At 67.6% G+C, this 25,404-nt stretch carries 28 protein-coding genes; 23 read left to right on the top strand and 5 right to left on the bottom strand.

From position 1 onward, the window contains the following. The first annotated feature begins 20 nt into the window (after positions 1 to 20). The 6 genes from IW252_RS02720 to IW252_RS02695 all read left to right on the top strand — a co-directional run bounded on the left by IW252_RS02720 (position 21) and on the right by IW252_RS02695 (position 4,731). The gene (locus IW252_RS02720; RefSeq protein WP_196835161.1) at positions 21 to 386 is read left to right on the top strand and encodes a LysM peptidoglycan-binding domain-containing protein; all 366 of its coding nucleotides are present in this window, start codon (positions 21 to 23) and stop codon (positions 384 to 386) included. An 80-nt stretch (positions 387 to 466) separates the two neighbouring features. Continuing rightward, positions 467 to 1,576 (top strand): histidinol-phosphate transaminase, encoded by a 1,110-nt coding sequence (locus IW252_RS02715; protein WP_196835160.1) that lies wholly within the window; start codon positions 467 to 469, stop codon positions 1,574 to 1,576. Positions 1,577 to 1,677: 101 nt separating this feature from the next. Then, positions 1,678 to 2,298, top strand: coding sequence for an imidazoleglycerol-phosphate dehydratase HisB (gene hisB, locus IW252_RS02710; RefSeq protein ID WP_196835159.1), 621 nt, complete (start codon positions 1,678 to 1,680; stop codon positions 2,296 to 2,298). Further along, on the top strand, positions 2,299 to 2,931 hold the full coding sequence (hisH, locus tag IW252_RS02705) for an imidazole glycerol phosphate synthase subunit HisH (protein WP_196835158.1): 633 nt from the start codon (positions 2,299 to 2,301) through the stop codon (positions 2,929 to 2,931). It begins immediately after the preceding gene. A 177-nt stretch (positions 2,932 to 3,108) separates the two neighbouring features. Further along, on the top strand, positions 3,109 to 3,840 hold the full coding sequence (gene priA, locus IW252_RS02700; protein ID WP_196835157.1) for a bifunctional 1-(5-phosphoribosyl)-5-((5-phosphoribosylamino)methylideneamino)imidazole-4-carboxamide isomerase/phosphoribosylanthranilate isomerase PriA: 732 nt from the start codon (positions 3,109 to 3,111) through the stop codon (positions 3,838 to 3,840). Next, positions 3,841 to 4,731, top strand: coding sequence for an SseB family protein (locus tag IW252_RS02695; RefSeq protein ID WP_196835156.1), 891 nt, complete (start codon positions 3,841 to 3,843; stop codon positions 4,729 to 4,731). It begins immediately after the preceding gene. Between the two features lie 87 nt (positions 4,732 to 4,818). Here IW252_RS02695 and IW252_RS02690 read toward each other — a convergent pair whose 3' ends face one another. After that, a complete protein-coding gene (locus IW252_RS02690) occupies positions 4,819 to 5,199 on the bottom strand; it encodes a DUF1844 domain-containing protein (protein WP_196835155.1) in 381 nt (126 codons plus the stop codon). Positions 5,200 to 5,446: 247 nt separating this feature from the next. Here IW252_RS02690 and infC point away from each other — a divergent pair, with 247 nt between their 5' ends. The 6 genes from infC (at position 5,447) to IW252_RS02660 (ending at position 9,751) form a co-directional block, all read left to right on the top strand. Next, the gene (gene infC, locus IW252_RS02685; RefSeq protein ID WP_331271410.1) at positions 5,447 to 6,169 is read left to right on the top strand and encodes a translation initiation factor IF-3; all 723 of its coding nucleotides are present in this window, start codon (positions 5,447 to 5,449) and stop codon (positions 6,167 to 6,169) included. 178 nt (positions 6,170 to 6,347) lie between these two features. After that, positions 6,348 to 6,542 carry a 50S ribosomal protein L35 gene (gene rpmI / locus IW252_RS02680; RefSeq protein WP_102158144.1) on the top strand — a complete coding sequence of 65 codons (195 nt, stop codon included), beginning with the start codon at positions 6,348 to 6,350 and terminating at the stop codon, positions 6,540 to 6,542. A 94-nt stretch (positions 6,543 to 6,636) separates the two neighbouring features. Beyond that, a complete protein-coding gene (gene rplT, locus IW252_RS02675; protein ID WP_196835154.1) occupies positions 6,637 to 7,281 on the top strand; it encodes a 50S ribosomal protein L20, sunset domain variant in 645 nt (214 codons plus the stop codon). Positions 7,282 to 7,410: 129 nt separating this feature from the next. Next, positions 7,411 to 8,337 carry a TrmH family RNA methyltransferase gene (locus tag IW252_RS02670; protein WP_196835153.1) on the top strand — a complete coding sequence of 309 codons (927 nt, stop codon included), beginning with the start codon at positions 7,411 to 7,413 and terminating at the stop codon, positions 8,335 to 8,337. 35 nt (positions 8,338 to 8,372) lie between these two features. Beyond that, a complete protein-coding gene (locus IW252_RS02665) occupies positions 8,373 to 9,329 on the top strand; it encodes a cation diffusion facilitator family transporter (protein ID WP_196835152.1) in 957 nt (318 codons plus the stop codon). Beyond that, on the top strand, positions 9,326 to 9,751 hold the full coding sequence (locus IW252_RS02660; protein ID WP_331271409.1) for a (deoxy)nucleoside triphosphate pyrophosphohydrolase: 426 nt from the start codon (positions 9,326 to 9,328) through the stop codon (positions 9,749 to 9,751). The genes IW252_RS02665 and IW252_RS02660 overlap by 4 nt, the downstream gene beginning before the upstream one ends. On the opposite strand, the gene IW252_RS02655 is transcribed toward IW252_RS02660, so the two are convergent. Beyond that, complete coding sequence (locus IW252_RS02655; RefSeq protein ID WP_196835151.1) at positions 9,748 to 10,878, bottom strand: Rv2578c family radical SAM protein; 1,131 nt, start codon at positions 10,876 to 10,878, stop codon at positions 9,748 to 9,750. The genes IW252_RS02660 and IW252_RS02655 overlap by 4 nt on opposite strands. A gap of 77 nt (positions 10,879 to 10,955) precedes the next feature. Between IW252_RS02655 and IW252_RS02650 the strand changes: the two genes are divergently transcribed. Continuing rightward, a complete protein-coding gene (locus tag IW252_RS02650; RefSeq protein WP_196835150.1) occupies positions 10,956 to 11,636 on the top strand; it encodes a pyroglutamyl-peptidase I in 681 nt (226 codons plus the stop codon). Here the strand turns inward: IW252_RS02650 and IW252_RS02645 are convergent. Further along, entirely contained in the window at positions 11,633 to 12,415 is a 783-nt protein-coding gene (locus tag IW252_RS02645; RefSeq protein WP_196835149.1) for a VOC family protein, read from the bottom strand. The genes IW252_RS02650 and IW252_RS02645 overlap by 4 nt on opposite strands. 9 nt (positions 12,416 to 12,424) lie before the next feature. After that, complete coding sequence (locus IW252_RS02640; RefSeq protein WP_196835148.1) at positions 12,425 to 12,913, bottom strand: hypothetical protein; 489 nt, start codon at positions 12,911 to 12,913, stop codon at positions 12,425 to 12,427. A gap of 178 nt (positions 12,914 to 13,091) precedes the next feature. On the opposite strand from IW252_RS02640, the gene pheS reads away from it, so the two are divergent. The 4 genes from pheS to IW252_RS02620 all read left to right on the top strand — a co-directional run bounded on the left by pheS (position 13,092) and on the right by IW252_RS02620 (position 18,154). Continuing rightward, on the top strand, positions 13,092 to 14,201 hold the full coding sequence (gene pheS, locus IW252_RS02635; protein WP_196835147.1) for a phenylalanine--tRNA ligase subunit alpha: 1,110 nt from the start codon (positions 13,092 to 13,094) through the stop codon (positions 14,199 to 14,201). 3 nt (positions 14,202 to 14,204) lie between these two features. Next, positions 14,205 to 16,748, top strand: coding sequence for a phenylalanine--tRNA ligase subunit beta (gene pheT / locus IW252_RS02630; protein ID WP_196835146.1), 2,544 nt, complete (start codon positions 14,205 to 14,207; stop codon positions 16,746 to 16,748). A gap of 116 nt (positions 16,749 to 16,864) precedes the next feature. Beyond that, entirely contained in the window at positions 16,865 to 17,353 is a 489-nt protein-coding gene (locus IW252_RS02625) for an aminoacyl-tRNA deacylase (RefSeq protein WP_196835145.1), read from the top strand. Between the two features lie 9 nt (positions 17,354 to 17,362). Then, positions 17,363 to 18,154, top strand: coding sequence for a 4'-phosphopantetheinyl transferase family protein (locus IW252_RS02620; protein WP_196835144.1), 792 nt, complete (start codon positions 17,363 to 17,365; stop codon positions 18,152 to 18,154). Positions 18,155 to 18,205: 51 nt separating this feature from the next. On the opposite strand, the gene IW252_RS02615 is transcribed toward IW252_RS02620, so the two are convergent. Beyond that, entirely contained in the window at positions 18,206 to 19,183 is a 978-nt protein-coding gene (locus tag IW252_RS02615; protein WP_196835143.1) for a quinone oxidoreductase family protein, read from the bottom strand. A gap of 156 nt (positions 19,184 to 19,339) precedes the next feature. Here IW252_RS02615 and argC point away from each other — a divergent pair, with 156 nt between their 5' ends. From argC to IW252_RS02585, 6 genes are read left to right on the top strand one after another with little or no spacing between them, the layout of a single operon-like run. Beyond that, positions 19,340 to 20,371: an N-acetyl-gamma-glutamyl-phosphate reductase gene (gene argC, locus IW252_RS02610; protein ID WP_196835142.1), complete on the top strand. Its 1,032-nt coding sequence runs from the start codon at positions 19,340 to 19,342 to the stop codon at positions 20,369 to 20,371. Further along, on the top strand, positions 20,368 to 21,573 hold the full coding sequence (gene argJ, locus IW252_RS02605; RefSeq protein WP_196835141.1) for a bifunctional glutamate N-acetyltransferase/amino-acid acetyltransferase ArgJ: 1,206 nt from the start codon (positions 20,368 to 20,370) through the stop codon (positions 21,571 to 21,573). The genes argC and argJ overlap by 4 nt, the downstream gene beginning before the upstream one ends. 9 nt (positions 21,574 to 21,582) lie before the next feature. Further along, on the top strand, positions 21,583 to 22,512 hold the full coding sequence (gene argB / locus IW252_RS02600) for an acetylglutamate kinase (RefSeq protein WP_196835140.1): 930 nt from the start codon (positions 21,583 to 21,585) through the stop codon (positions 22,510 to 22,512). Continuing rightward, positions 22,509 to 23,816, top strand: coding sequence for an acetylornithine transaminase (locus IW252_RS02595; RefSeq protein ID WP_196835139.1), 1,308 nt, complete (start codon positions 22,509 to 22,511; stop codon positions 23,814 to 23,816). The genes argB and IW252_RS02595 overlap by 4 nt, the downstream gene beginning before the upstream one ends. Beyond that, positions 23,813 to 24,778: an ornithine carbamoyltransferase gene (gene argF, locus IW252_RS02590; RefSeq protein ID WP_196835138.1), complete on the top strand. Its 966-nt coding sequence runs from the start codon at positions 23,813 to 23,815 to the stop codon at positions 24,776 to 24,778. The genes IW252_RS02595 and argF overlap by 4 nt, the downstream gene beginning before the upstream one ends. Continuing rightward, positions 24,775 to 25,284, top strand: a complete 510-nt coding sequence (locus IW252_RS02585; RefSeq protein WP_196835137.1) for an arginine repressor — start codon at positions 24,775 to 24,777, stop codon at positions 25,282 to 25,284. Before argF ends, IW252_RS02585 begins: the two co-directional genes overlap by 4 nt. The last annotated feature ends 120 nt before the right edge of the window (positions 25,285 to 25,404 follow it).

Below are 25,404 nucleotides of genomic sequence, written 5' to 3'. Positions count from 1 at the left end.
GAGAGAAGAAGGGCAAGACGATGGCTTACGCACTGAACGCAACGGACGCCGGGTACGGCATGGCCGCCGGATCGTCCTCCCGGCTCCGCCTCACCCAGCGTGGGCGGCTGGTTTTGATTGGCCTGCCGCTGATGCTCGTGGGTGCTTTGCTGGTTCTCGGGCTCGCGATGATCGCCTCGCCGGTGAGCGCCGCAAGTTCTAGCGATGTACAGTTCCCCGACGTCGAGTCCGTGACAGTTCTGGAGGACGACACCCTCTGGGGCCTCGCCGCGGAGTTCGCGCCCGACCGAGATCCACGCGTCGTCGTGGCCGAGATCGTTGAGCTCAACAATCTGGAGCGGAACGTGCTTCAGGTGGGCCAGCAGGTGCATGTACCGGTGAATTAGGCCATGACCCTACGTGGTGATTGTTACTCCTGCTTGTCCCTCATTCGTTCGCGGCCGGAGGTGAGTCCTAGACTGGGCCGGTGAGTGAACTGCTTGAGCGACTGGCAAACCTACCATTGCGGGAAAACTTGCGGGGCGTTTCGCCCTACGGTGCTCCGCAGCTCGATGTACCCATTCAGCTCAACGTCAATGAGAATACTCACCCGATGCCCGAGGTGGTACGGCAGGCTATCACCGAAGAGGTTCATCGAGTCGCTGGCCAGCTCAACCGGTATCCCGATCGCGAATTCGTCGAGTTGCGCGAGCGCCTCGCGGCCTTCCTAGGCCACGGAGTGACGCCGGACCAGGTGTGGGCAGCCAACGGATCCAACGAGGTGTTGCAGCAGATTCTGCAGACTTTCGGCGGCCCGGGCCGTAGCCTTCTGAGCTTCCCCCCCACGTATTCGATGTATCCGCTGCTGGCCAGCGGCACGAACACCGCGTACATCGCCGGTGAACGCGGAGCAGACTTTGATCTCACGGCGGAAGCCGCCGCGCGTCAGGTCCGTGAATCTCAACCAAGCATCGTCTTTTTGTGTTCTCCCAATAATCCCACCGGTACGGCGCTCGGTCTGGACGTCGTGGAAGCGGTTTACGCGGCCGGGGAGGACGCGCAAACCGTGGTCGTGGTGGATGAGGCTTACGCAGAATTTCGTCAGACAGGGACCCCGTCCGCGCTGGAGCTCTTGCCAGGGCGCCCCCGACTCATCGTCAGCCGAACCATGAGCAAGGCCTTTGCGTTGGCCGGTGCCCGCCTCGGCTACGTGGCCGCGGCAGAAGAAGTCACCGCGGCCTTGCGCCTCGTCAGGCTTCCGTATCACCTTTCAGCGGTCACTCAAGCAACCGCCAACGCCGCGCTGAAGCATGTGGATGCTCTGCTGGCCAATGTCGAGGACATCAAACTCCAGCGCGACAGGATCGTGAATGAACTGACGCGACTGGGCCTGACGCCTGCTGCTAGCGATTCAAACTTCGTGTTCTTCGGCGGTTTAGCCGATCCGCAGCGGACGTGGGAAGCGCTGGTGTCCCACGGGATTCTTGTTCGCGACGTCGGCATTCCGGGTCACTTGCGCGTGACGGCCGGCACGGAAGCTGAGACCACCGCCTTTCTCTCGGCCTTGGAACGTCACCTTGGCACAGGGCAGGGGTAGCCCGCGCACTGCAGAGCGGACCGGCACCAGCCGGCATCGCCCATCGATACAATGTCACGGCAGCGAGTCACGCTGCCGCCGCAACGTCAAAGGACCAGGACATGCCAGCCGAACTGATCTCGGGTCGCCGTGCCCGCATGGAGCGCAGGACCAGCGAGTCATCCGTCGTCGTCGAACTCGATCTGGACGGGACGGGCCAATCGAAGATCAGCACAAGCGTGCCGTTCTACGATCACATGCTGACTGCGCTCGCCCGCCACTCCATGATTGATCTGACGGTTGAGGCGACCGGCGATACCCACATTGACGTTCACCACACGGTCGAGGACGTTGCCATTACGCTCGGCGAAGTGCTGCGAGTGGCACTGGGCAATAAGTCAGGTATTCGCCGGTTCGGGCAAGCCACCATCCCGCTGGATGAAGCGTTGGCGCATGCAGTTGTTGACGTTTCCGGGCGGCCGTACCTCGTGCACGACGGAGAACCAGCCGGCCAGGAATATCACCTGATCGGCGGCCACTTCACCGGGTCATTGACGCGTCACGTCTTCGAAGCGCTGACCCTCCATGCCCAAATTTGCCTTCATATGCGCGTCCTCGGTGGCCGCGATCCTCACCATATTGTCGAAGCCCAGTTCAAGGCCTTTGCGCGAGCGCTGCGCGAAGCCGTTGAACCGGACGAGCGCCTCGGCAATGAGATCCCGTCAACGAAGGGTGCGCTCTGAATGGGACCGACGGTCACGGTTCTTGACTACGGATCTGGCAACGTACGCTCGGCCGTCCGCGCCCTGGAGTATGTGGGCGCCCGCGTGGAGCTGACCAAGGATCCGCAGGCTATTGCTCGTGCGGACGGGCTCGTGGTCCCCGGTGTCGGTGCTTTCGCAGCAGTCATGGCGGCGCTGCGGGACGTCGGGGCCGTTCCGCACATTGGGCGGCGCATTGCTGGTGGCCGCCCAGTCTTGGGGATCTGTGTGGGTCATCAGGTCTTTTTCGAGGAAGGGGTGGAGCATGGTGTGCGCACCCAAGGACTCGGTGAATGGCCGGGCACCGTCGAGCGACTCAATGCCCCCGTTGTCCCGCACATGGGCTGGAACACGGTCAAAGCGCCATCGGACAGCGTCCTGTTCGAATCGTTGCACGATGAGCGTTTCTACTTTGTGCATTCCTATGGCGTCCAAACGTGGGACTTTGAAGTCCTGCAGCCGCGCATGAAGGCGCCTCAAGTGACATGGTCAACGCACGGCTCAGACTTCATTGCAGCCGTCGAAAATGGCCCGCTGTCGGCGGTCCAATTTCACCCTGAGAAGTCTGGAGAAGCCGGCTCACAGCTGCTGAAGAATTGGCTGGGCACGCTCTGATGTGGTCGATCCTTCTCATGGCACTGGGTGGTCTCCTCGCCGGAGGCGCGCTATCCCTTCGGCAACAAAAGGCACACGTGTCGTGGATTATCACGGCATGGGTCTTGGCCGGGCTCGCACTCGTGGCTGCGTACGTCCTGACTCTCTAATCGCTCTCCTCTCACCGCAAGGAATCTTATGACTGACATTCTTGAACTCCTGCCAGCCGTTGACGTCGCAGATGGACAGGCCGTGCGCCTCGTCCAGGGCGAAGCGGGCAGCGAAACTGGCTATGGCGATCCGCTGGAGGCAGCTATGGCCTGGCAGGACGCCGGAGCCGAATGGATTCACCTGGTGGACCTCGATGCGGCCTTTGGACGTGGACACAACACCGAGATTCTGCGCCGCGTGTCAGACGAGCTGTCCATCAAAGTGGAACTCTCCGGGGGAATCCGCGATGACGCCTCCTTAGAACGCGCCCTCGAGTTCGGGGCGACCCGCGTCAACTTGGGGACCGCGGCCCTCGAAAACCCGGAATGGACCGAGCGAGTGATCGAACGGTTCGGGGACCAGATCGCCGTCGGACTCGATGTGCGCGGAACGACGCTGGCGGCCCGCGGCTGGACACGAGAGGGCGGCGACCTGTGGGAGGTGCTGGAGCGGCTGGAACAGGCCGGATGTTCTCGCTATGTCGTCACCGACGTGACGAAGGACGGCACGCTGCGCGGGCCCAACGTCGAGTTGCTGCGTGAGATCTGCGCCAAGACCCAGAAGCCCGTCGTCGCCTCGGGCGGCATTTCCAGCCTCGACGATCTGCGCGTTCTGCGGGAACTGGTTCCGCTCGGTGTGGAGGGCGCCATCATGGGCAAGGCGCTGTACGCCGGCAAGTTCACCCTCCCCGAGGCGCTCGACGTCGCGGGACGCCGCTAGATGGACGAGAAAGACCAGGGGCCGGCGGCTGGGGGAGGGCGTAGCCTTCCGGGACACATCGCCGCAGCGCTAGCGGGTGCTGGGGGAGACGGGGACTCGGCCGGTCAAACGTGGCAGGGGCGCGACTTGGCCGGTGAGGGCAACCCCCTGCACCAGTTCGACGGCGACGACGGATCAGTTGACACCGCTTACGCCGAGGCCATGACGGCCTTGCGGCAGCGGTCGGGCGCCGAGGAAGACATCATCCGTGCGCTTTCAACGGCTCGTGTCTTTGTCCCCGTGGTCGCCACGGCCGCCGAGACGGTCGAGGGCGAGCATGGTGTCGCCGCGGACAAAGAAGCCGACATGGCTCTCGTCACGCTCAAGGCGCCAGACGGCCGGATGGCATTGCCAGTCTTCACCTCCGTTGGCACCCTGCAAAATTGGCATCCTGAAGCCCGCCCCGTGGCCGTCTTTGCGCCGCGGGCGGCCTTGTCGGCAGTGCAGGAGAAGGCGGAGCTGCTCGTCGTGGACCCCGGGGCTGAGGTGACTTTTGTGGTGCGTCGTCCCGCCATGTGGGCGTTGGCCCAGCAGCGCGAGTGGACGCCGAGCTACCGCGATGAGGCGCTCACTGGTCATGTCCTCCACTTTGTCGAGAAGGAGCCGAACCTTGTTCGTGTTGCGCTGTCGCCTGGGTCAGGGGTCGCGACTCGGGATCGTTCCGGAACGGTCGTGCCTGGCGGTGGGCACGGCCCAGAACTGCGATTGACCGCGCAGTTTAAAGCCCAGACTGGTAGTGATGAGGCACGGGGAATCGTCGCGCGTCTGCAGCAGCACTTGTCCACGACCCGGGCTTTCGCAGAAGCCGTCGACTCATTGGAGATCCGGCTCGAATCGTTGCCGGCCTCATAGGGATCGGGCCCCGCGGACACGCCGGCGGCTCCCCACTCGGCAGAATGGGGAGCCGCACGGTTGTCCGGGCTGCGCTGGGAGCGCTCGCTAGGAGACGGGGCCCGTGTATTTCTCGCCCGGCCCCTTGCCCGGCTCATCTTGAATAATGGAGGCCTCACGGAACGCGAGCTGCAGCGAGCGCAGCCCGTCGCGCAGGGGAGTGGCATGCTGACTGCCGATCTCGGGTGCCCCAGCGGTGATGAGGCCGGCCAGTGCCGTGATGAGTTTGCGGGCCTCGTCGAGGTCCTTGAGCTCCTCGGCATCGTCGCCGTCAGCCAGGCCGCATTTCACGGCGGCCGCGCTCATCAGGTGCACGGCAGCGGTCGTGATGACTTCAACTGCAGGCACTTCCGCGATATCGCGGGCGGCGGACTCTTCAGTCATGGAATGGCGGTGGGAGCCGGCCGGATTGGTTTCAGAGGTGTTCATACTGCTAAGCTTTTCATAGACCGACTTGGATCATGGAGTCGGCGGTACGTGAGAAGCCTCAAAGTTTCGCCACGGCATCGTCAGATGAATGATTCAAGGATGCAAGTGGAGACCAACTCCCACCCGCTGTAGCCGCCTCAGGCTGCCGGGTCGTTCGGATCGACTACTCATGTAGTCAGCTTTCCCACGCGTGGGAAGCCGAAACGTTGGCCTCCACCTGCTCCGCAGATGGAGGCCTTTTCCATGTGTGGGCGGTGCCCCGTACACGAAGAAGCAGGAGCTACACATCAGCGATCCACGCATTAACGAGCGAATCCGCGTCCCCGAGGTGCGGTTGGTTGGACCGAACGGCGAGCAGGTGGGCGTTGTCCCAACCGATGACGCATTGCGCCTAGCTGGCGAAGCGGACCTTGACCTCGTTGAGGTTGCCCCGAACGCCAAGCCGCCGGTGTGCAAGCTGATGGACTTCGGCAAGTTCAAGTACGAGGCCGCCGTGAAGGCTCGCGAATCCCGGAAGAACCAGACCAACACGGTTCTGAAGGAAGTTCGCTTCCGCCTGAAGATCGACACGCATGACTACGAGACCAAGACCGGTCACGCACGCCGATTCTTGGGCGCCGGCGACAAGGTCAAGGCCATCATTCAGTTCCGGGGCCGCGAGCAGCAGCGTCCCGAGCTTGGCATCCGTTTGCTGGAGAAGTTTGCAGAAGACGTCGCCGAGGTTGGCATCGTCGAATCGGCACCGCGGATTGACGGGCGCAACATGGTCATGGTCATCGGTCCGGTCAAGACTAAGGCGGAAGCCAAGGCTGAGAACCGCCGGGCTCAGAAGGAGCAGTCCCGTGGCCGCGGCAAGAAGCAGCGGGTCGACACGGACGGTCCGTCGGAAGAGATGAATCAGTCTCTCGGCGACAACCTCTCGGACGAGGCTAAGGCGAAGCTCGAGCAGGCCAAGGGCTCTGAGGCGTAGCTGGCCGTTTGGCCCTCGCGCCGTGAAGGCCTCGGACAGTTCAACAGTTTGAATGGGGCATCGGTGAGCCATTCGCGGCTCGCAGATGCAGATAGACCAACAGGTCCTCCGGTGACGGAAGGCCCCAGAAGATCCCCGGCCCGTCTGGGTGCGGGAGCACGTAAGGAGAACGGCGGACATGCCGAAGTTCAAGACTCACAGTGGTGCCAAGAAGCGCTTCAAGCTGACCGGCAGCGGCAAGCTGAAGCGCCAGCAGGCCAACCGTCGCCACTACCTGGAGCACAAGTCCTCCCGGTTGACCCGCCGTCTGGCGAGCGACCAGCTGGTTGCCAAGGCTGACGTGAAGACCATCAAGCGGATGCTGGGCCTCTAAGCCCACCTGCTAGGTCGCACCACAAAGAATTAAACCTCGTCCCCCACCGGCAGCTGCCGAGTCATGACGGGACACAACCAAAAGGAGTACACACGTGGCACGTGTGAAGCGGGCGGTCAACGCCCACAAGAAGCGCCGGGTCGTCCTCGAGCGCGCCAAGGGCTACCGTGGTCAGCGTTCGCGTCTCTACCGCAAGGCCAAGGAGCAGCTGCTCCACTCGTTCGTTTACAGCTACGGCGACCGCCGCAAGCGTAAGGGTGACTTCCGTCGCCTGTGGATCCAGCGCATCAACGCTGCGTCCCGCGCCAACGGCCTCACCTACAACCGCCTGATCCAGGGCCTGAAGGCCGCCGAGGTCGAGGTGGACCGCCGCATGCTGGCAGAGCTGGCCGTCTCCGACGCCAACGCCTTTGCCACGCTGGTCAAGGTTGCTAAGGACGCGCTTCCGGCAGACGTCAACGCTCCTGCAGCTCAGGTTGCTCCGGCACCCAAGGCTGCTCCGGCCGCCGCGAAGGCTGCGCCGTCGGCCGACGCCACTGAGGGCGCCGTGAAGGCAGTCGAGGGCGAGGACGCCCCGGAGGGCTTCGTGATCAAGGGCAACCAGTCCAAGAAGTACCACGTGCCGGGCTCCACCTGGTACGAGCAGACCACCGCCGAGTGGTGGTTCAACTCCATCGAGGCCGCAAAGGCCGCTGGCTTCGAGCCGGCAGGCGGCGAGTCCCGCCAGCAGATGAAGTAACTCAGGCTCTGCCTGAGAGCCCTGAGAGGGCTTGACGTAGGGGACGGAACCAAGAGGTTCCGTCCCCTACGTCGTGTCTACTGCCCTGAGCGGACCCCACGCGAGGCCGCTGAAGATAAGGTGAACTCCATGAAGGACGCCCAGAGCCGCGAACCACTGATGGCCAATCCCAAAGCTGAGCGCGTGAAAGAGATCGCGAGGCTGAGCACGAGGTCTGGCCGGGCCAAGGCGGGGCGATTTCTCGCTGAGGGGCCGCAGGCGGTGCGTGAGGCGCGCCAACTCCACACGACGCGCCGTGCCGAGGGTCGGGGACCCGTGGTGCACAGTATTTATACGACGACGGCTGCTGCGCAGCGGTATCCGGAGCTCGTGGACGAGTTGCCCGGCGTCACCATTCGGTGGGCAGAGCCCGAGGTCATTCGCGCCATGGCTGACACGGTGACACCGCAGGGGATGATCGCGGTGTGCGAGCGTGTCGACGTGGACCTGACGTCAGTATTGAGCGCGACTCCGAGGCTGGTCGCGGTGCTCTGTAGCGTGCAGGACCCGGGCAACGCCGGCACCATTCTGCGGGCCGCTGACGCGGCGGGGGCTGACGCCGTGATCACCACGAATGGCAGCGTGGACGTTTTCAATCCCAAGGCGGTCAGATCAACCGTCGGATCGATCTTTCACCTTCCAATCGTCGTCGGTATTGACTTCGCGCACCTCGTGCAGGGTGCGCGCTCTGCCGGGCTCACACTGCTCGCGGCCGACGGGTACGGGGACGCAGATCTCGACGACTTGCAAGACGAGGCCGCGGCCCATCGAGCCTCCGGGCGCGGACAACCGCTGCTCGGCCAACCCACGATGTGGCTCTTCGGCAATGAAGGTGCGGGTTTGATGGAGGCCGAGCTCGCCGCGGCAGATCGACGCGTTGCGGTGCCGTTGTACGGGGTCGCCGAGTCGCTCAATGTCGGGACGGCTGCCACGGTCTGCCTGTATGCTTCGGCTCGGGCGCACCGTGCAGGCTCACACGCTCAGCGGGACGCCGGCGTCGTCGAACCGGCCGAGTAAGAGGCCAGCAGTGAGGGCAGAGGAAGGGATTTGACGTGGCAGCATCCGGAGGAACGAAGGCCGTACTGGCCGCATTGATCGCGAACCTCACCATTGCAGTCTTCAAATTTGTGGGCTGGCTTCTGACGCAGTCCTCGTCCATGCTCGCCGAAGCGATCCACTCGGTGGCCGATTCAGGTAACCAAGTGCTGTTGCTGGTCGGGGGTAAAGCGGCCAAGAAGCAGGCCAGCCCGGAGCATCCCTTTGGCTATGGGCGTGAACGTTATCTGTACTCCTTCATCGTCGCGATCGTTCTGTTCAGCGTGGGTGGGTTGTTTGCCCTCTACGAGGCGTGGCATAAGTTCCAGGATCCCCACGGTATCGAGGGGCAGTGGTGGTGGGTTCCGGTGGCGGTGCTTGTCGGTGCCATCATTGCCGAGTCGTTTTCCTTCCGCACGGCCATCGTCGAGTCCAACCGGGTGCGCGGCGGCAAGAGCTGGGCGCAATTTGTGCGTCGGGCCAAGTCCCCGGAACTACCCGTCATTTTGTTGGAAGATTTGGGGGCGCTCCTCGGCCTGATTTTTGCGCTCATCGGTGTGTCCCTGACCATCGTCACGGGAAACGGTCTGTGGGATGCTGCGGGCACGGCGTGCATTGGGCTGCTGCTCGTGGTGATTGCCATCGTGCTCGCCCTGGAGACACGCTCGCTCCTCTTGGGTGAATCGGCGACCAAGGAAAACGTCGCCGAGATCGAAGCGGCCATCGCCGACGATGGCACGCAAATTATCCATCTCAAGACCCTGCATTTGGGGCCGGAGGAAATCATGGTGGCCGCCAAGATTTCGGTGGCCCACAACGCGACAGGCGCAGGGATCGCTGAGCAGATTAACGCCACTGAGGGCCGCATCAGAGCGGCGGTCCCCATGGCCCGAGTGATCTACCTCGAACCGGATATCCGGCACGGTGAAACTCAGCAGCCAACGGATCGCGCTCAGGAGAGTGAGGTCCGGTGAGCGCGCCCCTGATCGTCGGGGCGGCCCTTCTTGATTCACTCCGGCCGCCGCACCGGCTTTTGGCTGCGCGGAGGACGAGGCCGGCATCGCTCGCCGGATGGTGGGAATTTCCGGGCGGCAAGGTCGAGCCTGGGGAGGAGCCCGAGGCAGCGTTGTTGCGTGAACTTCGTGAAGAACTCGGCGTCGATGCCACACTCCACGACGAGGTCGTTGCTCCGCAGGCGTCCGGCTGGCCGTTGGCCAACGGAGCGAGCATGCGCGTGTGGATTGCCCACGTCACCGACGGCTTTCCCCTGCCGCTGGAAGACCATGACCTGTTGCGTTGGGTTCCGCTCAGCACAGCCGCCGAGTTGGCATGGATTCCCGCCGACCTGCCCATCGTTGAGGCTCTCGTGGGCCGGCTGAACGGGGCGGACGGCTAGAACATGGCCGACTGCTCCGGTGCGGTGTTGGGTTGAGGGGCGATGGCGGCCTGCGCGGCCTGTTCGGGCTGGCGCAGTTCCCACCCGCTCCGATTCATGCCGTGCCGGCGGGTCAACTCGCGTACTCGCCCTGAGAGCCACTGCCGGTATTCGCGGGACGCGACGGCTCCGCGGCCGTACAGCTGCTGGTAGCGCGGGACCAGCTCACGATGATTCTGGGCCAGCCACGTCATGAACCACTCCCGCGCGCCCGGACGCAGGTGCAGCGGGCCCACCGTGATGTCGTTGGCGCCGGCCGCGGCCACCCGCCCGATCAGCGCATCGAGCGCCTCATCGGAATCGCTCAGCCACGGCAAGATCGGCATGGCCATGATGGAGCAATCCACTCCCGCGGCGCTGAGCCGTTCCACGAGGCGCAACCGAGCGGTCGGGGAGGGAGTGCCGGGCTCGATGCTCTCGCTGAGCTGGTCATTGGTCATGGCGATCGACAGGCCGACGCCGACGGGAACTCGTTGGGCCGCGGCCGTGATGAGCTCCGCATCGCGTGCCAGTAGGGTGCCCTTGGTCAGGATGGAGAACGGGGTCCCGGACTCGGCAAGGGCCTCGATAATGCCCGGCATGAGTCGGTAGCGTCCTTCGGCCCGTTGGTAGGGGTCCGTGTTGGTCCCGAGCGCCACGTGCTCGCGTTTCCAGGACGGCCGGCGGAGTTCGGCGCGCAGGATATCGACGAGGTTGCGCTTGACGACGACTTGCGAGTCGAAATCCGTCCCGGCATCGAAATCCAAGTAGGTGTGGGTCTTCCGCGCGAAGCAATACACGCAGGCATGCGTACACCCGCGGTACGGATTAATAGTCCAGGTGAACGGCATCTTCGACGACGCGGGCACCTTGTTGAGCGCGCTCTTGGCTAGGACCTCGTGGAACGTGATTCCCTCAAACTCAGGAGCGCGGACGGTGGAGAGGAGTCCCGGGATGGAGACCAGCTCGCGTGTGTGCGGATGCGGGGCACCGGCCCCCGGTGCGGCCAAGGAGGCGGCCGAACCGGTGAGGGCCTTGGGGGACACCCGGCCGGTGCCCGCATCCGGCTGTCCAGCATGGGGCTGGATCAGCTGAGCTTCCCATCTCACACATTGATTAGAACATGTCTTCGATTGCGGTGTCTAGTCGAACATCGAATTCGAAACTCCTCGGGTAGGCTGGGCCCATGATCTTGTTGACCGGATTTGAGCCATTTGGCGGCGCGGCCTCCAACCCGTCGGCGGAGGCTGCTCAGCGCGCGGCGCACGAGTTGCGGGCGGCCGGCGAGAGCGCCGTCGCCGTCGTCCTCCCGTGTACTTTCGGTGAGGCAACACGTCACCTGAAGGCAGCGGTGAGGGCATATGAGCCGGAGGCCGTACTCGCCGCTGGCGTGGCCGGCGGCCGGCAGCGCCTGTCGCTGGAACGGGTCGCCATCAACTTGATTGACGCCCGCATTCCCGACAATGCCGGAGCTCAGCCGATCGACGAGTCCAGCGTGCCCGGCGCTCCAGCCGCCTACTTCACGCGGCTGCCCATCAAGCGCATGGTGGCCCAGTTGGAGGCGGCCGGCCTTCCCGCGGAGGTCTCCCACACGGCCGGAACGTACGTCTGCAATGACACGTTCTTCGGGCTCATGCACGCGGTGGCCGATCGTCCGGAGATGGCGGCGGGGTTTGTGCACGTGCCGGAGGTGGGCACCGTGTGTCCGGCGCCCGCCGAGCCCGGCCAGGTGCCCACGGAGCTGTACGACGGCGTGTGGTCTGTTGAGCGGATCGCCCGCGGTCTCAGCGTGGTGGCCCGGGAGGCCCTCGCCGCCGCGCGTCATCCGTCCGGTGACCTCAAGGTGAGCGCCGGAACCGAGGATTAGGGTGCGTGGGGGTGGCCACCGGGACTGAGCACGCAGAACGGGTTTCCCTCGGGGTCAGCTAGCACAGTCCACGGCGCGTCGCCCTGTCCCAGATCGAGGTCTGTGGCCCCCATGGTGCGCAGGCGGGCGGACTCGTCGGCACGGTCGCCTCCGGCATACGGGCGCAAGTCCAGATGCGCGCGGCCGGCGAGGGCATCCGGCTCTTCCGTGCGCAGCAGGGTGAGAAAGGGGCCGGTGCCGCTGGCGGACCGAAACCGGACGACGTCGTGCGATGCGGGCGCCCACGGGGCGTCGCTGCGCACCCAATCCAGCGCCTGATCCCAGAAGCTGGCGAGGCGCTGCGGGTCCGCGCAATGGATCACCACCTGCGCGATGGGGCACCTGACGTCCTCGATTGAGGGCGCTTGGGCCGTGGGCTTGAGGACGCAGAACAGGTTGCCTTCGGGATCCGCGAGGACCTCCCACGGGGCATCGCCCTGACCGATGTTCGCCCTCCGTGCGCCGAGGGCCAGCGCCTTGTCGATGAGCCGCGAGTATTCTGTGTGGTCGGCGGCGCCGAGGTCTAGGTGTACGCGGTACCGGGTGGTCTCCGGGTCCGGCGTGCGGACCACATCGACGCCGAACGTGCCCGGGGCCAGATAGTCGGCGTCTTGCGGGGTGAGGCACGTGACCCCGGGTTCTTCCTCCTCGGAGGCGTACCCCAATAGCTCGGCCCAGAACGCGCCGAGGGCGACGTCGTCGGCGGCATTGAACGCGATCTGAACGGGGCGCAGGCTCATGCCCGCATGCTACAAGGCCGTGCGCCGGGACGGAATGGCCCGGGCCGCGGCGCGGGTGCCAGCGCGGAGGAGGCCCGACGCCCGCGCCCGCAAGGGGAGGGGCGGGGCCTCGCGGTAGCCGCCCCGGACAAGCCCCGCCCGGCGTTCGAACAGGTTCTGAGAGGCGGCGTCGCCCGTGCGCAGCCAAGACCAACCGGCGGCGGCGAAGTACAGCGGAAGGAACAACGGGCCGCACACGGCATATTGGCTGGCGTGCGCGGCCTCGTGCCCCATGAGGCCCGGGTGCGCCTCGGGCGGGCACAGGTGAGGGCGGAGGACGACGACGCTGCCCACCGTGAAGGCTCCGGCCTTCGGCAGCGGCGCCCGCCACCCCTCGGCCACCCACAGGCCGCCGTCGTATCGGCGCGGCCTGCAGCGACCCGCCCGGGCGAGGGCCAGGCCAGCCGGAGTTGAGAGGTTGACCCAATTCAGGACGGTCCGCACGCGTACCCACTCCATGGTGCCAGCCTACGTCCCGGTCACGTGCGGCCTCGGTCAGACGGCAGGCTTGCCACCGGGAGCGTCGGCGGGGGTACGTAACCCGCTCTGGCCAACGTCGGGCAGGGCAGAGCCCGTGTTCTAGACTGGACTCTGGTTAACCGCACCCGAATCACAGCGAAAAGGGCCGTAATTATTCATGTCTGACGCATCGTCGGCTTCGACCGACGCCACCGAGACCACCAGCGGCGAGAGCGCGCCGGCGACTCCCGCAGTGCCGCACCCCACCGACGAGGCGGCCGTCACCGCCGCCGTCGAGGCGGCGCTCGCCGCCTTCGAGGCCGCCGGCGACCTGAACGAGTTGAAGGCCGCCCGGATCGCGCATACCGGTGACAAGTCCCCGCTCGCGCTCGCGAACCGGCAGATCGGCCAGCTCGACAAGTCGGAAAAGGCTGTTGCGGGCAAGCTGGTCGGCGGCTCGCGTGGCCGCCTCAACAAGGCGCTCGCCGCGCGCACCGAGGTACTCGAGGCCGAAGAGGCCGAGCGCATCCTCGCGGAAGAGGCCGTCGATGTCACGGCGGCTCCGCGCCGCCGTCGTGCCGGGGCCCGGCACCCACTGTCCGTCCTGCAGGATCGAGTCTCCGACATCTTCGTCGGGATGGGCTGGGAGATCGCCGAGGGCCCCGAGGTCGACTCGGAGTGGTTCAATTTCGATGCTCTCAACTTCAAACCGGATCACCCAGCCCGCGAGATGCAAGACACCTTCTTCGTGGAGCCCGCCGACGCGCACCTCGTCTTGCGCACGCACACGTCTCCCGTGCAGGTACGCTCCATGCTCGAGCGCGACCTCCCGCTCTACGTGCTGTGCCCCGGCCGGACGTTCCGCACGGACGAACTGGACGCGACGCACACCCCGGTGTTCCACCAGTTCGAGGGGCTCGCGGTCGACAAGGGGCTGACCATGGCCGATCTGCGGGGCACGCTGGAGCACTTTGCCCGGCAGATGTTCGGCGCGGAAGCGCAGATCCGTCTGCGCCCGGCCTACTTCCCGTTCACCGAGCCGAGCGCCGAGCTGGACATCTGGCACCCGGGTGCCAAGGGTGGCCCGCGGTGGATCGAGTGGGGCGGCTGCGGCATGGTCAACCCCAACGTCCTGCGCGCCGCAGGCATCGACCCGGAGGAGTATTCCGGGTTCGCGTTCGGCATGGGCGTCGAGCGCACCCTGATGTTCCGTAACGACGTCTCCGACATGCGCGACATGATCGAGGGCGACGTCCGCTTCAGCCAGCACTTCGGGATGGAGATCTAACGTATGCGTATTCCGCTTTCTTGGCTGCGCGAGTACGCGCAGGTACCGGCCGGCGCGACGGCCGAAGACGTCATGGCAGACCTCGTGAAGGTCGGCCTCGAAGAGGAGGACGTGCACCGCCCCACAGACGAGCTCACGGGCCCGATCGTCGTCGGCGAGGTCCTCTCCCTCGAGAAGGAGCCGCAGAAGAACGGCAAAACCATTAACTGGTGCCAGGTCCGCGTGGTGCCGGAGGGTCAGGAGCAGACCCTCACCGGCGACGGGATCGACCCGTCCGGCGTGCAGGGCATCGTCTGCGGCGCCCACAATTTCGAGGTCGGGGACAAGGTGGTGGTGACCCTGCCGGGCGCCGTGCTGCCGGGCGACTTCCGCATTTCGCCGCGGAAGACCTACGGCCACGTCTCGGCCGGCATGATCGCCTCCGTGCGCGAGCTCGGACTCGGTGAGGAGCACGACGGCATCATGGTGCTCTCCGACTTCGGCCTCGACGCCGAGCCGGGCACCGACGTCTTCGAGCTCTTCGCCCTGAACGACGAGGCCGCCGAGATCAACGTGACCCCGGACCGCGGCTACTGCTTCTCGATCCGCGGCGTCGCCCGCGAATACGCGCTGGCCACCCGCACCGAGTACGTCGACCCGGTCAGCCGGGTCGAGGTCGCCGAACCGACGGGTGAGGGCTACCCCGTGCGTCTTGAGGATCAGGCACCGATCTACGGCGTGCCCGGCTGCGATCGGTTCGTGGCCCGCAAGGTCACCGGCATCGACCCGACGCGGCCGACCCCGCAGTGGATGGCCTCCCGCCTCCGCCTGGCCGGTATGCGCTCGATCTCCCTCGTGGTGGACATCTCCAACTACGTCATGCTCGAGCTCGGTCAGCCGCTGCACTTCTATGACGCGGAGAAGCTGCGCGGCCCCATCGTGGTGCGCCGCGCCGACGCCGGCGAGAAGCTCACGACCCTCGACGACAAGGAGCGGGCGCTCTCCGCTGAGGACCTCCTCATCACGGACGACCGCGGCGCCATCGGCCTCGCCGGTGTCATGGGCGGCGCGGAAACCGAGGTCGACTCGTCCACCACGAGCGTCCTCGTCGAGTCCGCGCACTTCGACGCGGTGTCGATGGGCCGCACCCGGCGCCGCCATAAGCTGCCGTCGGAGGCCTCCAAGCGCAACGAGCGCGGCGTCGACTTCGCCCTCGCACCCGTGGCAGCCCAGCGCGCCATCGACCTGCTGGTCGAACTCGCCGGCGGCACCGCCGAGACCGAAGTAACCGACGCGCAGCAAGCGCCGGACGCCGTCGTCATCGACCTGCCGGACGGCTTCGCCGCCCGCCTCATCGGGATCGATTACACGCGTGAGCAGGAGCGCTCCGCGCTCGCCGGTATCGGCGCCGAGGTGGAAGAGTACGACGGCGGCCTGCGGGTCACCGCTCCCACGTGGCGGCCTGACCTAACCATCCCGGAGGACCTCGTCGAGGAGATCGCCCGCCTGGTCGGCTACGACCAGATCCCGGCGACCCTTCCCGTGGCCCCTCCCGGCCGTGGCCTGACGCGCGCTCAGCAGCAGCGCCGTCGTGCCGTCCAGGGCCTAGCGGATGCTGGCCTGACCGAGGTGCTCAACTACCCGTTCGTCTCCACCGCGCAGAACAATCTGTTCGGGACGGCCGAGGAGGGGCAGAAAGTCGCCGCGGTCCAGCTGGCGAACCCGATCTCCTCCGAGTTCGGTTACCTGCGCCGCTCCCTGCTACCGGGCCTGCTGGAGGCCGCCAAGCGCAACCACGCGCGCGGCTTCCGCGATCTGGCGCTGTATGAAGCAGGCCTCGTGTTCGAGCCGGGCGAGCAGCTCGGTTCCGCCGTCCTGCCGCCGCTCGGCGCGAAGCCGGCCGACGAGGTGCTCGACGAGCTGTACGCGGGCATCCCGAACCAGCCGTGGCACGTCGGCGCTGTGCTGACCGGCCGCGAGGCCCAGCCGGCCGCCGGGTTCGCCCCGCGGGTGTGGGAATGGTCCGACGCGCTGGGCGCCGCCCGCACCGTCGCCGAGTTGCTCGGCGTCGATCTGCTGGTGGCGCAGGGCCAGCACCAGGCGTTCCACCCGGGCCGTACCGCGCGGCTGGAACTGCGCAACGGCGCACTCGTCGGCTTCGCCGGCGAGCTGCACCCGCACCTGCTCAAGGAGCAGGACCTGCCGGAGCGCACGGCCGCGTTCGAGCTCAACCTCGAGGCCGTCATGGAGGCTGCAGCCGACGTGATCGTCGCCCAGCCGATCTCCACGTTCCCGGTCTCCACGCAGGACGTGGCCCTCGTGGTCGCCGCGGACACCGTGGCCGACGAGGTGCTGCAGACCCTGCGCGAAGGCGCCGGCGAGCTGCTGGAAGACGTCCACTTGTTCGACGTCTATTCGGGCACCGGCATCGAGGATGGCAAGAAGTCGCTGGCCTTCGGGCTGCGCTTCCGCGCGGAGGACCGGACGCTGACCGCCGACGAGGCCTCCGCCGCACGCGAGTCCGCCGTCCGTCTGGCCGCCGAGCGCCACGGGGCGGTTCAGCGCTAGGGGCCCGTCCCGTCCCCGGCGCCACGGCGCCCGGTCCACCTCCCCGGTGGCACGGGCGCCGTCGTCGTTCGTGCCTCAGGGCTGCGGCAGGACCGGGCCCGCCGTAGGATGAGGCCATGACCGACGTGGACACACCAGCCGTCGCCGCGGCCCGCGCGGCCGGCCTCGAGGTGACGACGACGCGCCACGGACGCGTGGCGAACATCGCCGAGGCAGCGGCTGCCCGGGGCGTTGAACCGCGAGACCTCATCAAGACGCTCGTGGTGCGCCGCGGCGAGGACGACTACGTCCTCGTCTTGGTGCCGGGGGATCGCACGTTTTCTTGGCCCAAGCTGCGGGCTGTGCTGGGGACGAACCGCCTGTCGATGCCGGACGCGGCCGAGGCGCAGCGCGTGACGGGGTACGAACGCGGCACCATCACGCCCTTCGGCACGCTCACTCCGTTGCCCGTGATTGCGGACGCGTTCATCGCGGGGCGCACGATTTCCCTCGGGGCTGGCGCGCACGGTGCTGGCATGAGCCTGGCCGCGGACGACGTCGTCGCCCATTTTGGGGCCACCCTTGCCGACATTTCCGATCGGGACGGGCCTGCCGCCGGGCGGTAGGGAGAAACCGTGACGACGCCCGAGGCCACCTTGATCGCCGTGCCCCTTTCACTCGGCGCGGGCTTGCCCGAGGCGTGGCTCTCGCCGGCAGAAGCCGAGCGGGCCGCCGCCTACGACGACGGCGCGTCCCGGGCGCGGTTTCTGGCGGGTCGCCTAGGAGTCCGGTTCGCTCTTGCCGCGCATCTGGGCGCCGCTGCGGTCGCTGATCCGGGCCGGATCGAGCTCGCCGGACGGTGCCCGCGGTGCGGCCCCAGCGCACATGGCCAGCCGCTGGTGCGGTGGGATTCGGAGACCCTGCCGTTGAGCCTGAGCTATTCCCGCGTGGATGTCCCCGTAGCGTCAGGCGCTGGCGGGCCGACGCGGGTCGCGTCGGGACTCACCCAGGGGTGGCTCCTGGTCGGCGTGGCACCTGGGGACCGTGTTTTGGGCGTCGACGTCTGTGCACCCATCGACGAGTGGCAGGGAATTTTCGACGATCGTCAGGTGGCGTTGCTGCGGCTGCTGCCGGACGCGCTGCGTGCGCGTGAGGCGGCCCGCCGGTGGGCCCTCATTGAGGCCCGTGGCAAAGCCGTGGGTCACGGGATGGTGCCGGCGCCGCATCATCGGGAGGTACCGCCCGCCGCTGCCGAGCGGGAAGATCCCGTGGATTGGGGTCCCGGGCGCGACGGGGCGGGGGAGCGTTTCCGCGAATGGGCGGGCAGCCTCGGCGCGTTGGGCACGCGCATCGCCGCGGTCGGCACCGAAGCTGAGGCTCACGCCCTTCCCTCCCTGCGCGCCGGTGTGGTACTGTCCCCGAACTAGCGCCACTCGCCACCGGGCTAGGCGGCCTCGCCCGCAATCGCGGTGGGGCGCCTACGGCAGCAGCAGAAGCTTGCCAGTGGTCCGGCGCGCTTCCAGATCGGCGTGGGCGCGCCCTGCCTCGGCCAGCGGGAAGGTCGCCCCGATGCGTACCGTCAGGTCTCCGGACGCGACGAGACCGAAGATTTCCCGGGCCCGCCACGCCCGTTCCTCGGCGTCCAGTAGGTGGTCCGCGAGCTTCGGGCGAGTGACGAAGACGGAGCCCGCCGCATTCAAGCGTTGTAAGTCCACGGGCGGGACTTGTCCGGACGCGCCGCCGAAGAGCACCAGCGTGCCGCGCGTCCTCAGCGCGGCCAGCGAGCCGTCAAAGGTGTCTTGGCCAATGCCGTCGTAGACCGCGTCTACGCCGCGCCCGCCGGTGACCGAGGCAACTGTGGCGGCCACGTCGTCGTACCCCACCACGTAATCGGCGCCCGCCTCGCGGGCCAGTTCGGCCTTCGCCTCGGTGGACGCGGTGGTGATGACCGTCGCACCGCGCAGTTTCAGGAGCTGGGTGAGCAGCCCGCCGACGCCGCCGGCCCCGGCGTAGGTCAGGATGATGTCGCCCTCATGCACCCGGTAGCTGGAGTTGACGAGGTAGTGAGCGGTGAACCCTTGCAGAGCGACGGCCGCGGCGACGTCGTCCGGAACGGAATCCGGGACGGGGACGGCCCGTTCGGCGTCCAGCACGACGGCGGTGGCGTACGTTCCGATGCCCTCGGCCGTGGCGACGCGGTCGCCAACCGCGAAGCGCGTGACGCCCTCGCCGACCGCCGAGACCGTGCCGGCGGCCTCGGTCCCCGGGGTGAACGGGAAGTCGACGGGGTAGACGCCGCTGCGCTGGTAGGTCTCGATGAAGTTGACGCCCACGGCGGCAACGGCGAGGGCGATTTCCCCGGGGCCCGGGGTCGGGGCCTGAATCTCTGTGCGCGTCAGGACCTCGGGCCCGCCGGGCGTGGGGGCGTGAACGGCGTAGTGCGCGGTGGATGGCATGGTGACTCCTGTTCCTTCGCTGAGCGGGCGTACGGCGCGGCCTCAGTCTATGGTCCACGGTGACCCTGCCGCGCCGCGTGTGGCGTGCAGTGTCATGAAAGACATGGCAATGAATAATTATTAGCAATCGTGCATAGTTGTGACTATGCTGTCGACATGACGATTACAGCGGCCGTTTCCGGGGCCAGTGGGTACGCGGGCGGCGAAGTCCTGCGTCTGCTGGCCCGCCACCCCGAGGTGCAGATTGGCGCCATCACCGCGCATTCCAACGCCGGGCAGAAGCTCGGCTCCCTGCAGCCACACCTGCACGCGCTCGCCGAACGCGAGCTCGTGGACACCACGGCCGAGAACCTGGCGGGGCACGACGTCGTCTTCCTTGCCCTGCCGCATGGCTCCAGCGGGGCGATTGCCGCGCAGCTGTCCCCCGACACCTTGGTGATCGACGCCGGCGCGGATCACCGGCTGGAGTCTGCCGCTGCGTGGGAGGAGTTTTACGGCAGCGATCACGCGGGCACGTGGCCCTACGGCCTGCCGGAGCTCCCTGGCGCCCGCGCCGCGCTCGCCGGCGCCCGCCGCGTCGCCGTCCCCGGGTGCTACCCGACCAGTGCCCAACTCGCCCTCGTGCCCGGCTTCGCCGCGGGTGTGCTGCAGACCGACGACGTCGTCATCGTCGCCGCCTCCGGCACCTCCGGAGCCGGCAAGTCCCTCAAGCCCCATCTCTTGGGCTCCGAAGTCATGGGCGGCATGAGCCCCTACGGCGTCGGTGGCGTGCACCGGCATACCCCGGAAATCGAGCAGGGCCTCTCTCGAGTCGCCGGCTCCGAGGTGCGCGTGTCCTTCACCCCGACCCTCGCCCCCATGGCCCGCGGCATCCTGACCACGGCCACCGCGAAGGCCGCACCCGGTCTCAGTCCGGCGCAGATTCGCGCCGCGTGGGAGGAGGCCTACGCGGATGAGCCGTTCGTCCACCTCTTGCCCGCGGGGCAGTGGCCAGCCACCAAGTCGGTCATCGGCTCCAACCATGCCCACCTGCAGGTCGCCGTGGACGAGCGAGTCGGCCGCGTGATCGTGGTCGCCGCGATCGACAACCTGACGAAGGGCACCGCCGGGGGCGCTGTCCAGTCCATGAACATTGCGCTCGGCATCGAGGAGATGACGGGCCTGACCGCCGAGGGGATCGCACCGTGAGCCACCTACCCGCCACCTCCACCGCCGACTCCGGGCCGTTCGGTGTCACCGCGCCCGCTGGCTTCCGCGCCGCGGGCGTGGCGGCCGGACTGAAGTCCACCGGCGCCCGGGACGTCGCTGTCGTCGTCAATGACGGCCCGTCCAAGGCCGCCGCGGCCGTTTTCACCTCGAACCGGGTCGCCGCAGCCCCCGTGCTGTGGTCCCGGCAGGTCATCAGCGATGGCCGCGCCGACGCCGTCGTCCTCAATTCCGGTGGCGCCAACGCCTGCACCGGCCCGGAGGGCTTCGGCAACACCCACCGGACCGCCGAGCACACCGCGGCCGCTCTCGGCGTCAGCGCTACGGATACCCTGGTCTGCTCCACCGGCCTCATCGGCGTCCAGCTGCCTATGGATCAGCTGATTCCCGGGGTCGACGCGGCCGTGGCCGCGCTCGGCACGGGGGCGGAGAACGACGGCGGCAGTGCCGCTGCCGCGGCCATCATGACCACCGATACGGTCTCCAAGGAGTCCGGGTTCGCCGGGACTGGCTACAGCATCGGCGGCATGGCCAAGGGCGCTGGCATGCTGGCTCCGGGTTTGGCCACGATGCTCGTGGTCGTCACCACGGATGCCGACGTGGACCCGGACACGCTCGACGCCGCGCTGCGCGCGGCCTGCCGCATCAGCTTCGACCGTGCCGACTCGGATGGCTGCATGTCCACGAACGACACCGTGATCCTGATGGCTTCCGGCGCCTCGGGCGTCACGCCCGAGCCCGATGAGTTCGCCGCCGGTCTCACGGCCGTCTGCACGGACTTGGCCCTGCAATTGATCCGGGACGCCGAGGGTGCGGCGCACAACATCACCATTCGCACCCTGAACGCGGCCACCGAGGGCGAGGCGGAGACCGTCTCCCGGGCCGTCGCCCGGTCCAACCTTTTCAAGACCGCGATTTTTGGCCAAGACCCCAACTGGGGCCGCATCCTTTCGGCGGTCGGCACCACCGACGCGGCGTTCGAGCCGGACGAGATCGACGTGTCCATCAACGGGGTGATGGTGTGCCGCGGCGGCGGGGTTGGAGACGACCGTGACCTCGTCGACCTGTCGGGGCGCGAGGTGCTGGTGGAGATCGACTTGAACGCCGGAGCGGACGAGGCCACTCTCTGGACGAACGACCTCACGCACGAGTACGTGCACGAGAACTCGGCTTACAGCAGCTAAGGAATCAGCATGGAAGCTCCCGCACCCCACCAGCATCAGACCGCCCAGCGCAAGGCCGAAGCCCTCATCGAGGCCTTGCCGTGGATCCAGCGCTTCGCCGGCACCACCATGGTCATCAAGTACGGCGGCAACGCCATGATCAATGATGATCTGCGCCGCGCGTTCGCCGAGGACATCGTCTTCTTGCACCACGCGGGCATCCACCCGGTCGTCGTGCACGGAGGAGGCCCACAGATCAATTCCATGTTGGACAAACTGGGGATCGAGTCCGAATTCCGCGGCGGCCTCCGCGTGACGACGCCGGAGGCGATGGACGTGGTCCGCATGGTGCTCACCGGTCAGGTCCAGCGCGAACTCGTTGGCCTGATTAACTCGCACGGCCGGTACGCCGTCGGCCTCTCCGGCGAGGACGGCGCGCTGCTTCGCGCGGCCCGCACCGGCACGGTCGTCGACGGCGAGCCCGTGGACCTCGGCCTGGTCGGTGAGGTCACGGGCGTCGAGCCCGGCCAGATCGAGGACCTCATCTCGGCCGGGCGCATTCCGGTGATCTCCTCGATCGCCCCCGAGTTCGTCGATGGCGACCCGACCGGCGCCGTGCTCAACGTCAACGCAGACACCGCCGCCGCCTCGCTTGCCGGAGCGCTCGGCGCCTCCCGCTTCGTGGTCCTGACCGACGTCGAGGGGCTGTACTCGAATTGGCCGGACCAGGACTCGCTCGTCTCGTCGCTGACGGCCTCCGAGCTGCGCAGCCTGCTGCCGCGCCTCGAATCCGGCATGATCCCCAAGATGGAGGCCTGCCTCGCGGCGGTTGACGCCGGGGTGGGGCGCGCCGCCATCGTCGACGGACGCCAGCCGCACTCAATGCTTCTCGAAGTCTTCACCACCGCCGGAATCGGCACGCAGGTGGTTCCCGACGCCGATCCGGAGGCCGACGCATGAACGAGGTAACACCCGATGACAGCGGGAACGACGGCGCCGCGCTGGAGGCGCTGGCCGGCCTGTCCGCGCTGACGAAGAGTGAGGGCGGCACTCCCGTCGGCCGTGGTGCCGGCAATGAGCTGCTGGCGCGTTACGGCCAGTCCCTCATGGGCGTCTTCGGCACCCCGCAGCGCGTCTTGGTCCGAGGCTCCGGCACCAAGGTCTGGGACGCCGACGGCAAGCAGTACACGGACCTGTTGGCGGGCATCGCGGTCAACGCGCTCGGCCACGCCCACCCGCTGCTGACGTCGGTGGTGACCAGCCAGCTCGCGACGCTCGGCCACGTGTCCAACTTCTTCACCTCCCCGCCGCAGATCGCGCTCGCGGAGCGCCTGCTGCAGCTCGCGGAGGCACCGGCCGGGTCCAAGGTGTTCTTCGCGAACTCCGGGACCGAAGCTAACGAGGCCGCGTTCAAGCTCGCCCGCCGCCACGCCGGCACGGACGAGAGCCCGCGCACCCGCATTATTGCGCTTGAAAACGCGTTCCACGGCCGCTCGATGGGCGCGCTCGCCCTGACCCACAAGCAGGCGTACCGCGAGCCGTTCGAGCCGCTGCCGGGCGGCGTCGAGTGGGTCCCCGCCGGGGACGCCGACGCGCTCCGGGCCGCCGTCGACGACACGGTAGCCGCCGTCTTCATCGAGCCCGTCCAGGGTGAGGCGGGCGTGCGCGGTTTTGATGACGGCTACCTTGCCGCCGCCCGCCAGATCACTCGCGAGGCCGGCGCCCTGCTGATTCTCGACGAGGTGCAGACGGGGATCGGCCGCACGGGCGACTGGTTTGCCTCGGCTCCGGTGCAGCCGGACGCCATGACCCTGGCGAAGGGCCTTGGTGGCGGCCTGCCGATCGGTGCACTCATCACGTTCGGGGAGGCGACGTCGTCGCTCTTGTCCGCGGGCCAGCATGGCACCACGTTCGGCGGCAACCCGGTGGCCACGGCCGCCGCGCTCGCCACGCTGCACGTCATCGAGGAGCAGGGACTGCTGGGCCACGCCCGCTCCGTTGGCGCCGCCGCGGCCGATGCACTGGGGGCACTCGAGTTCGTGACCGAAGTCCGTCAGTACGGCCTGCTCATCGGGTTCGACCTCGCCGAACCGGTCGCGCCCGCCGTCGTCCAGCGCGCCCTCGACGCCGGTTACATCATCAATGCCCCCGGCCCGTCGACGATCCGCCTCGCCCCGCCGCTCATCATGACCGAGGACGAGCTGCGCTCGTTCGCCGCCGCCCTCGGCGGTATCTACGCGTCCGCAACACAGGAGACAGCATGAAAACCGTGAGGCACTTCCTCGCCGATACCGACATCACGCAGGCTGAGCAGGCAGAGATCCTGGACTTGGCCCTGGCCATGAAGGCGGACCGCTTCGCCGCCCAGCCGCTCGCCGGGCCGCGCACCGCCGCGGTGATCTTCGATAAGACGTCCACCCGCACGCGCGTGTCCTTCGCCGCCGGCATCGCCGAGCTCGGCGGCAACCCCCTGATCATCAACCCGGGGGAGTCGCAGATCGGCCACAAGGAGTCCTACGCGGATTCGGCGCGCGTCTTCTCCCGCATGGTCTCGGCGATCGTGTGGCGCACGTACGCCCAGTCCGGCCTGGAGGAAATGGCCAAGTACTCCACAGTCCCGGTGATCAACGCGCTCTCCGACGACTACCACCCGTGCCAGCTGCTCGCCGACCTGCTCACCGTACGCGAGCACAAGGGCCAACTCGCCGGCCTGACCATGACCTACCTCGGCGACGCGGCCAACAACATGGCCGCCTCCTACCTCCTCGCCGGCGTGACCGCTGGCATGCACGTCCGCCTCGCCGGGCCGGAGGGGTACCTGCCCGCGGACGACGTCGTTGCCGCCGGGCGTGCCCGCGCCGCCGAAACCGGTGGCTCGGTCACCGTCACCACCGACGCCGCTGCAGCGGTGGACGGGGCCGACGTCGTCGCCACCGACACGTGGATCTCGATGGGCCAGGAGGACGAGAAGGAGGAGCGCCTCAAGCTCTTCGGCGACTACGCGCTCACCAAAGACCTTCTGGGCCAGGCCGCTCCTGAGGCGATCGTCTTGCACTGCCTGCCGGCCTACCGCGGCTTCGAGATCGCTGCCGACGTGATCGACGGCCCGCAGTCCGTCGTCTGGGACGAGGCAGAAAACCGGCTCCACGCTCAAAAGGCGCTCATGGCATGGTTGCTGGCCGCATCCGGGCAGGCCACCCGGGTGGAAGCGGGGCTCGAGCGATGAGTTCCTCCGTCCAGCCCTCCACGAAAATCGCCCGCCAGGAGCGCATCAAGGCGATCCTCGGCGTTGAGGCCGTGCGCTCGCAGGCCGAGCTGGCTCAGCTGCTCGCGGCCGAGGGGCTGCAGGTCACCCAGGCCACGCTGTCCCGGGATCTCGTGGAGTTGGGTGCCATCCGGGTGCGCGGGGTCGACGGGGGACTGGTGTATGCGGTGCGCGCCGAGGGCGGTGACCGCAGCCCGCAGATCGGCGTCAAGCAGGAGGTCCTCGACGCGCGCCTGGCGAAGCTCTGCGCTGAGCTGTTGGTCACCGCTGAGGTCAGCGGGAACATCGTGGTGCTGCGCACCCCGCCCGGCGCGGCGAACTTCCTCGCCTCGGCGATCGATCACTCCGTGCTGCCGGAGGTCCTCGGCACGCTCGCCGGCGATGACACGATCATGCTCGTCACGCGCGATCCCGCGGGAGGCGAGGACGTCGCCGCGAAATTCCTCGCCCTAGCCGATACCCACTAGTACGAACCGCGCTCGGGCAGGGCGCGACGGCGGTGCGCGCCGTCGTCGTGGTTCGCGATGGGCCGCGTTGCGGCCCGTGCATACTTATGTACACTTATGAATAAAGTTTCCAACCGCGCC

Origin of the sequence: Zhihengliuella flava (genome assembly GCF_015751895.1) — a bacterium.
Lineage (GTDB): Bacteria > Actinomycetota > Actinomycetes > Actinomycetales > Micrococcaceae > Zhihengliuella > Zhihengliuella flava.
The sequence above is the reverse complement of the archived record's forward strand: the minus strand, read 5'-3'. Positions and strand labels throughout refer to the sequence as shown.